7 protein-coding genes are annotated in these 7,646 nt (G+C 70.8%); 1 reads left to right on the top strand and 6 read right to left on the bottom strand.

Annotated elements, in window-relative coordinates; all coding sequences use genetic code 11:
• Positions 1-13: 13 nt before the first annotated feature.
• The 6 genes from ACFVM3_RS41390 to dacB all read right to left on the bottom strand — a co-directional run bounded on the left by ACFVM3_RS41390 (position 14) and on the right by dacB (position 6,761).
• Complete coding sequence (locus ACFVM3_RS41390; RefSeq protein ID WP_378445321.1) at positions 14-1,381, bottom strand: WXG100 family type VII secretion target; 1,368 nt, start codon at positions 1,379-1,381, stop codon at positions 14-16.
• 17 nt (positions 1,382-1,398) lie between these two features.
• Entirely contained in the window at positions 1,399-1,761 is a 363-nt protein-coding gene (locus tag ACFVM3_RS41385) for a hypothetical protein (protein ID WP_378445319.1), read from the bottom strand.
• Positions 1,762-1,905: 144 nt separating this feature from the next.
• Positions 1,906-2,469, bottom strand: a complete 564-nt coding sequence (gene hpt, locus ACFVM3_RS41380; protein ID WP_093933323.1) for a hypoxanthine phosphoribosyltransferase — start codon at positions 2,467-2,469, stop codon at positions 1,906-1,908.
• A gap of 116 nt (positions 2,470-2,585) precedes the next feature.
• Entirely contained in the window at positions 2,586-3,593 is a 1,008-nt protein-coding gene (gene tilS / locus ACFVM3_RS41375) for a tRNA lysidine(34) synthetase TilS (RefSeq protein ID WP_378445317.1), read from the bottom strand.
• Entirely contained in the window at positions 3,590-4,618 is a 1,029-nt protein-coding gene (locus tag ACFVM3_RS41370) for a zinc-dependent metalloprotease (protein WP_034310041.1), read from the bottom strand. The genes tilS and ACFVM3_RS41370 overlap by 4 nt, the downstream gene beginning before the upstream one ends.
• A gap of 109 nt (positions 4,619-4,727) precedes the next feature.
• Positions 4,728-6,761, bottom strand: coding sequence for a D-alanyl-D-alanine carboxypeptidase/D-alanyl-D-alanine-endopeptidase (dacB, locus tag ACFVM3_RS41365; protein WP_378445315.1), 2,034 nt, complete (start codon positions 6,759-6,761; stop codon positions 4,728-4,730).
• Positions 6,762-6,928: 167 nt separating this feature from the next.
• Here dacB and ACFVM3_RS41360 point away from each other — a divergent pair, with 167 nt between their 5' ends.
• Positions 6,929-7,444 carry an inorganic diphosphatase gene (locus ACFVM3_RS41360; protein ID WP_378445313.1) on the top strand — a complete coding sequence of 172 codons (516 nt, stop codon included), beginning with the start codon at positions 6,929-6,931 and terminating at the stop codon, positions 7,442-7,444.
• Positions 7,445-7,646 lie beyond the last annotated feature (202 nt).

Raw genomic sequence — 7,646 nt, 5'->3', positions numbered from 1 at the left:
GTGAAGAACCGCTCTAGCGTTCGTCGTCTTCGGTCCAGGCGCCGATGACCGGCGGCGGGGTCGCCTCGTTGGCGCCGAAGGCGTCGTCCGGGTCCGGCTCGATGAGGAACGACGCGTGCGTGTGCTCCTCTTCCTGCTCGGCCTGCGCGCCGTGGGCGCCCATGCCCATGCCGCCGCCCATACCGTGCATCGGCGGCGTGGCGCCACCGATGGTGCCGCTGGAGGACACGATGCCCTGCTGCGGAACGGCCTGGGACGCGGCGCTCTGGGCGGGCCCGCCCTTCTCGGTGGCGGCGGCGTCGGTGCTGTCGGTGTCCTTGGCGCCGGACTTGTTGCCCTGGCCGAGCGCCTTGGCGCCCGCGTAGCCGAGGCCGCCGCCGAGCGCGGCCGCGGTGAGGGCCTGGCCGAGCCCGTTGCCACCGCTCGCCGGGGCGTGCGGGGTCATCGGGGCACCGGCGCCGGACGCGACGCCCGCCCCCGGCGCGACACCGGCGGCCGGGCTCGCGGCGGGGCTGTAGCCGGCCTGCGAGAACACGCCCGAGTCCGGACCGGCGTGGACCGGAGCCGCACCGCTGCCCTGCGCGCCGCCGTAGCCGTGCGTGCCGGCGAAGACGGGGGTGCCGGAGACGGCGCCGGAGTTGAGGCCCGCGCCGCCGATGCTGCCGACGCCGCTGAACCCGGCGCTGTTGTGCGTCGCGGTCGGCTTCATGCCGAGGGATTCGGGGCCGAAGCTCGGGGTCGAGCTGTCGACCTCGCTCATCTCCTTGGTGTAGGCCTCGAGGAACCTTGCCTGCTCCGCCCGCACTTCCTTGTCCTGGTCGGCGAGGGGCTTCTGGTCGGTGATCATGCCGATCGGGCCCGCGGCCAGGGCCTGGCCCATGGCCTTCTCGGGGCTGTAGTCGGTCGGCTTCGGCATGAGCTTGACCTTGGTGGCGGCGTCGGCCTGCTTCTGCAGCCGGTCCGCCATCGTGTGCGCGGCCTCGGAGGCCTGCGAACCCGAGTTCGCGATGGCGACCAGCGAACCCTGCGCGGCCGCGGCGCCCTGTCCGATCCAGGCGGCGCCCAGTTCGGAGATCGCGTTGTAGAGGTCGTTCGACGCCTGGCTCAGCTTGGCGCCGTGCGAACCCCACGACTGGCTGATGGCGGTCGCCGTACTGGGGTCGTTGCCGATGTTGGCCTGGTTCCACAGGTCCTGGCTGCTCGGCGCGCTCTCCCAGTTCGGCGGGTTCGTGATGGCGCGGTCGGCGCCGATGTCGAACCCGTCGGAGCGGCCGCGCGCGGACGACACGATGTTCGCGGCTTCCGAGTTGTCGCCGAGCTGCACCGGGGTGCCGCTGGTGTTGCTCTCGCCGTAAGAGTCGGCGCTGTGCTTCGGTGGCATGGCTTTCTGACTCCCCCTCAGACGTTACGGAACGGCTGGGCCGCGGCCTGGTCGATCTCGTGGTAGCGGGCCATCGCCGTCACGATGCCGGACTCGGCGGCCTCGTACTGCTGGAAAAGGTTCTGGAGCGCGGCCGCGTACGAGTCGCCTCCGCCGTCGGCACGGTTCGCCACCTTCGCGGCGATCGCGTTGCCGACCGGGTTGTTGCCCAGCTTCGGCGCCTGACCGAGGTCGCCGGCCCGCTGGAGGAGGGCCTCGATGGCGTCCTTGCCGGTGCGGATCTTGTTCAGGACGGTCTGGGCCGCGTCAGGGTCGATCCCGACCTGACCCTGGGCCGCGGCGTTCTTGAACGCGTTCGCGTCCGCCAAGCTGTTCCCCATCTGAGCTCTCTCCGTTTCCCCCGGGCCAGGCCACGACGGCTGCGTGGCAAAGGTCTTCGCATAGGTTAACGCACTCGATCGCAGCCTATGACGTGTTCTCGGTGCTCAGGGTTCCGTATTCCCGCACACCCGGGCAAGCGGATCTCAGGACGTGTAGACGTGCGGATCCAGGGTGCCGATGTAAGGCAGGTCCCGGTAACGCTCCGCGTAGTCGAGGCCGTATCCGACGACGAATTCGTTGGGAATGTCGAACCCGATGTACTTGACCGGTACGTCGACCTTGACCGCCTCCGGCTTGCGCAGGAGCGAGACGACCTCGAGCGAGGCGGGGTTCCGGCTCGCGAGGTTCTTCAGGAGCCAGGACAGGGTCAGCCCGGAATCGACGATGTCCTCGACGATGAGCACGTCGCGGCCGGCGATGTCGCGGTCGAGGTCCTTGAGGATCCGCACCACGCCGGACGACGACGTCGCCGAGCCGTAGGAGGAGACCGCCATGAACTCGAGCTGGGAGGGAAGGGGGAGTGCCCTGGCGAAGTCGGTCATGAACATCACCGCGCCCTTGAGCACGCCGACGAGCAGGAGGTCTCCCTGCCCGGAGCCGGGGCCGTCGGCCGGATAGTCCGCTGCGACCTTGGCCGCCAGTTCGGCGATCTTGTCGTTGATCTGCTGCTCGGTGACGAGCACGGAGGCGATCTCGCCTTCGTACACGGGACGATCCCCTCTAGGTGGTGGACTGGGGTGCTTCGGCTGAGCCTTTTCGCGGAGCCGAGTCGTGTCGATGGATGGTCACGATACGCGTGAACCCGCCACGGCCGGAGGCCCCGCTATCGCGGTGGCGGGACACCCGATCCACCTCCGGGAGGTGGACGACCGGGCAGCGACACCGTGAGCCTGCCATGCGCCCGCGCGGCCACCAAGTCGCCGGGTAGCCAGACCCCGCCCTGACCCCGCCAGTTCCCCACCAGAGCGTCGACCGAACGCAGGTGGGCGTCGGTGAGTTCGCGGACACCGGAGTCCAGCAGCCACCTGCGGATGACACGTCGCCGCAGCGCCGGCGGTTCGGTGGCGAGCACCGCGACGTCGAGCCCTTCGCCGGTGAAGGCGCGCAGGTGGACCTCGCCCGCGAGTGTGTCCAACGCCTCCGTGTCTTCGCGCAGTTGTGCCGCCGTGCGGGCGAGCGACGCGGCGACACCGCCGGACAGCACCTCCTCCAGAAGGGGCAGTACTTCGGTTCGTAACCGGACACGGGTGAACCGCGGGTCTTCGTTGTGCGGGTCCTGCCACGGGTCGACGCCGAGCGCCTGGCAGGCCCGCCGGGTGGTGGCGCGGGTGACGGCGAGCAGCGGCCGTCCCCACGGCGGGTCGTGCGGGCGCATCCCGGCCAGCGAACGCGGCCCGGACCCCCGGCCGAGGCCGAGCAGGACGGTTTCGGCCTGGTCGTCGAGGGTGTGGCCGAGCAGGACGACACCGCGTCCGTCCGGCAGCGCCGAGCGCAAGGCGCCGTAGCGGGCCCGGCGGGCCGCCGCTTCCGGTCCGCCCGCGCCCTCGACCCGCACCTTCAGGACTTCGGCCGTGTCGGCACCCAGTTCTCGCGCCGTCTTCGCGGCTTGAGCGGCGGTTTCGGCGGAACCCTCCTGGAGGCCGTGGTCGACGACGAGTGCTCGCACCTTCAGGCCGGCGCGGCCGCCGGTGAACGCGGCCGCTTCCGCCAGCGCCAAGGAGTCCGCGCCGCCGGAGACCGCGACGCACAGCTCGTCCACGGCGCCTGCCGACGCGAGGAAGTCCCGCACGGCCGTCCGCACGGCCGCGATCGCCGGATCCGGCCCGCTCACCCGTGCAGTCGCCGCACCCAGGCCGCCGGATCGCTGATCTCGGCCCTGGTCGGCAACGTGTTCGGCGACGTCCACACCGCGTTGAAGCCGTCCATGCCGACGGCGTCGACGACGTGCTTGGTGAACTTCGCGCCCTGTTCGTACTGGCGCAGCTTCGCGTCCACGCCGAGGAGGCTGCGCAGCACGCGGTCGATCAGGCCGCCGCCCTTGCGCCGGGCGGTGAACCGCGAACGGATCAGCTCGACACTCGGCACGACCTGCGGACCGACGGCGTCCATCACGAAGTCGGCGTGCCCCTCCAGCAGGGTGGACAGCGCCAGCAGCCGGTCGAACACCGCTCGCTCGCTCGGCGACTGCAGGAGTTCGGCGAGACCGGCGCCGCCCGCCTTGCCCTTGCCGATCTGCTTGATGGTGTCCGGCAGGCGGCCGACCAGATCGCTCAGCCCGTCCGCGTCCCGGCCGGCGAGCCCGCCGATCAGGCGCTCGACCTCGTCGGCGAAGTAGTCGCGCAGCCAGGTGACCGCGGTGAACTGCAACCGGTGGGTGCATTCGTGCAGGCAGACCCACAGCCGGAAATCGTGGCCGGGTACGTCCATCGCGCGCTGGGCGGCGACCACGTTCGGCGCGACGAGCACCAGCCGCCCGGCGCGGTCCGGCCCGCCGAACGGGTCGTACTGGCCGAGCACGCGGGAAGCCAGGAAGGCGAGCACCAGACCGGTCTGGACGCCGGCGCCCCCGGCCAGCACGGGAGCCAGCGGGCCGCCCTGCGCCTCCGGCAGCGCACGGCCGGTGAGCGCGTCGAGCCCCGCCGCGGCCGAACGGACCCAGCCGGGCCGGTCGACGACATCGGCGGGCAGCAGCGGCAGGTCGAGGCCGAGCCCGGTCAGCTCGCGGACGTGCCCCTCGGCCTCACCGGTCAGGTCACGGAGATCGGCGACGGCCTCTTCGGCCTCTTCGCGGTCGACCACCGGGCCGCCGCGCACCAGGAGCGCGCCCGTCGAGGCGGCCAGGGACCAGTCGACCATCGAACGTGTCTTGGTCGGCGTTTCCTCAGTCACTCTTATGACGCTACCCGCTGGAAGACCGGATTCCGTCCCGACTTCCTCACGCTCCGATTCCGGTCGCTCACCGGAATCATCGGCAGCCGCACTTGTGCAGTGTCGCCGCGACGACGTCGAGCGCCGCCCTGCCCTTGTTCTGGTCCGAACCGGACGACATCAGCGCGAACACCAGCATCCGGCCGTCGGTGTCCAGCACCACGCCCGCCAGGGTGTTCACGCCGGACAGCGTCCCGGTCTTGCCGCGCACCCAGCCGCGGCCCGCGGCCGACGCCGGATCGGCGTAGCGCTTCTCCAGCGTCCCGCTGCCGCCCGCGACAGGGAGGCCCGCCAGCAGGGGGCGCAGTTTGGCCGTCCTCGGATCCTTGCCGTCCGGCGCGGCCGCGACCGCGAGGATCTCGCTGAGCACCTTGGCCGGGATCTTGTTCTGGTCGGACAGTCCGCTGCCGTCGTTGATCTGGACGCCGGTGAGGTCGAACCCGGCCTGCTTGAGCACGTCCATCGTCGCGGTCGCGCCGCCGGTGAACGACGGCTCGGCGCCCTTCGCGAGCGCGAGCTGGCGGGCGAGGACGTCGGCCATCAGGTTGTCCGAAAGCTGCATCAGCGAGTTGGCGAACTCCGCGAGCGGCTGGGACTTGACCTCGCCGAGCACCTTCGCGTCCTTCGGCGCCGTCGTCGTACCGCCGGCTTGGGCTTCGAGCTTGCCCGCGATCTTCTGGGTCAGCGCGGCGGCCGGGTTCGCGATACGGGGCGCGTGGTCGTTCTTCGGGTCGGCGCGGCCGCCGTCGGCCATCACGGGGAGGACCGGCGCCATGTAGGTGTTCCCGGCGGCGGTGTCCTCCGGGTCCCAGCCCTTCGCGGACGTCGGCCCCTTGAACAGGCTGATGTCCAGCTGGACCTTGGAGATCTTGCCGCCCGCGGCCTTCTTGACCTGGGCGACGAGGTCGTCGACGTGGGCCGCGCCCGGGTACAGCGGCGAGTCCGTGCCCAGCGGCAGCGAGGTCAGCGACGGGTCGCCACCCGCGACGAGGACGACCGTGCCCGGTTCTGCGCCCTGGACGATCTTCGTCGAGAACTGCTTGCCGTGGTCCATCGACAGCAGAGCGGCCGCGACGACGAGGATCTTCGTGGTCGACGCAGGGGTCAGCGGGGTGCCGGAGTTCTTGTCCCACAGGACTTCGCCGGTCGCCGCGTCCACGACGGTGCCGGTGAGCGTGCCGAGGTCCGGCGAACCGGCGGGGCCCGCGAGCGCGGCCGCGAGCCCTTCCTTCGTCGGCCCGGCGCCGTTGATGTCCGGCCCGTGCAGGACCCGGGTGATCCCCGCGGGTTTGGGGATCTCGCCCTTCGGCGCGTTCGGCGCCCAGGGCAGTCCGAGGCGGTTCGACACCTTCGGCATCGCGGCGGCGCCGCCCATCCCGGCGAGCAGCAGCACGACGACCAGGGTCGTGATCAGCAGGGCCTTGCGCTTGCGCTTCGGCTTCGGCGCGGGAGCGGCCTCGGTTTCGGCGGCCGGGGGTTCCTGGGACGGCGGCTCGGGCCGTTGGATCCCGACGGTCGCTTCGGAGTCGAAGCGCTCTTCGGCGGGCTCGATGCGGACCGGGCGCGCGTGCATGGTCGCGGACGGGACCGGCGCGGGAGCCGGCGGCTCGACCCGGCTCTGCTCGGGACGGCGCGGCGGCTCCTGCCTCGGAGGCTCGTGTCTCGGCTCGGGTCTCCGGGGCTCGGCGTCACGCGGTGGAGTGGCGGCGCCCCGGTCGAACTGGTCCCAGTCCGGTTCGTCCTTGTGCTGCGGCTGGACGGGCTTGACGAAAAGCGTCTTCGGCTCTTCGCGCTGCTCAGGCTCGACCGGCGTCACCGGTTCGAAGGCGGACCACTTCGGCGTCGGGGTCTCCGGGACGTCCGGTTCCTCCTCCACCTCGACGACCGGCTCGAACCAGGAGCCACTTTCGGGTGTGACCTTCGGCACTGACAGCTCTTCGGTCTTGCCGTTCGCCATCCCCGTCATGGGCAGCCACATCGTGGCCTCGCCCTCACCCTTGGTGCCCTTGGGCTCGGCGGATGAGGTGTCCTTGTCGTCCGACGGCCACCTCGGGGCATCGTTTTCCGGCACTCAACGCTCCTTCATCCACCGTCCGGGGAAGGGGCCAAGCTCACATACGACCACATCGATGCGACCGCCCGAGCCCCCGTGGTCCACACTAGTGAAGACAAGACGATGATTTCGGTGAGCCGTCCGCGACGGCGGGGCGTACCAAAGACGAGAGCAGCGAGGCCGGCGTGGAATTCGACGTCACTATCGAAATCCCCAAGGGGGAGCGCAACAAGTACGAGGTGGACCACAAGACCGGTCGGATCAAACTCGACCGGACGCTGTTCACCGCCACCCAGTACCCCGCCGACTACGGGTTCATCGACGACACCCTCGGCCAGGACGGCGACCCGCTCGACGTGCTGGTGCTCGTCCAGGAGCCGACCTTCCCCGGCTGCCTGATCCGCTGCCGCGCGATCGGCATGTTCCGGATGACCGACGAGAAGGGCCCGGACGACAAGGTCCTCGCGGTGCCGACGAACGACCCGCGGCTGGAGCACCTGCGCGACATCCACCACCTGAACGAGTTCCACAAGCTCGAGATCCAGCACTTCTTCGAGGTGTACAAGGACCTGGAGCCGGGCAAGAGCGTCGAGGGTTCGAGCTGGGTCGGACGGTCCGAGGCCGAGGCCGAGATCAAGCGTTCGCTCGACCGCGAGACCGACCGGCTGGCCAAGGAGGCCATCGACGGTCCGGCGCACTAAGTTTCGGAGTGCCGAAGGGGCCCTTCACCGCATCACGTGCGGTGAAGGGCCCCTTCGTGCGTTTCGTGAGTGCCTGGTCGCGTCTCCCCAGTACATGATGGCCCCCTTCCTTGCGCCTAGGTACAGGAAGGGGGCCTTCATGTACTTCGACCGTGTCACCCGGCATCCGGTGAAGAACTCCGCGGTTCGCAGCCCGCCGACC

The organism is Amycolatopsis sp. NPDC057786 (assembly GCF_042797905.1).
Lineage (GTDB): Bacteria > Actinomycetota > Actinomycetes > Mycobacteriales > Pseudonocardiaceae > Amycolatopsis.
Note: the sequence above shows the minus strand (reverse complement) of the source record. Positions and strands in the feature narration are given on the sequence as shown.

Coding starts and splice junctions, on each gene's coding strand:
- ACFVM3_RS41370 (WP_034310041.1), bottom strand. CDS start 4,618: ATGGTCGACTGGTCCCTGGCCGCCTCGACGGGCGCGCTCCTGGTGCGC.
- ACFVM3_RS41385 (WP_378445319.1), bottom strand. CDS start 1,761: ATGGGGAACAGCTTGGCGGACGCGAACGCGTTCAAGAACGCCGCGGCC.
- ACFVM3_RS41390 (WP_378445321.1), bottom strand. CDS start 1,381: ATGCCACCGAAGCACAGCGCCGACTCTTACGGCGAGAGCAACACCAGC.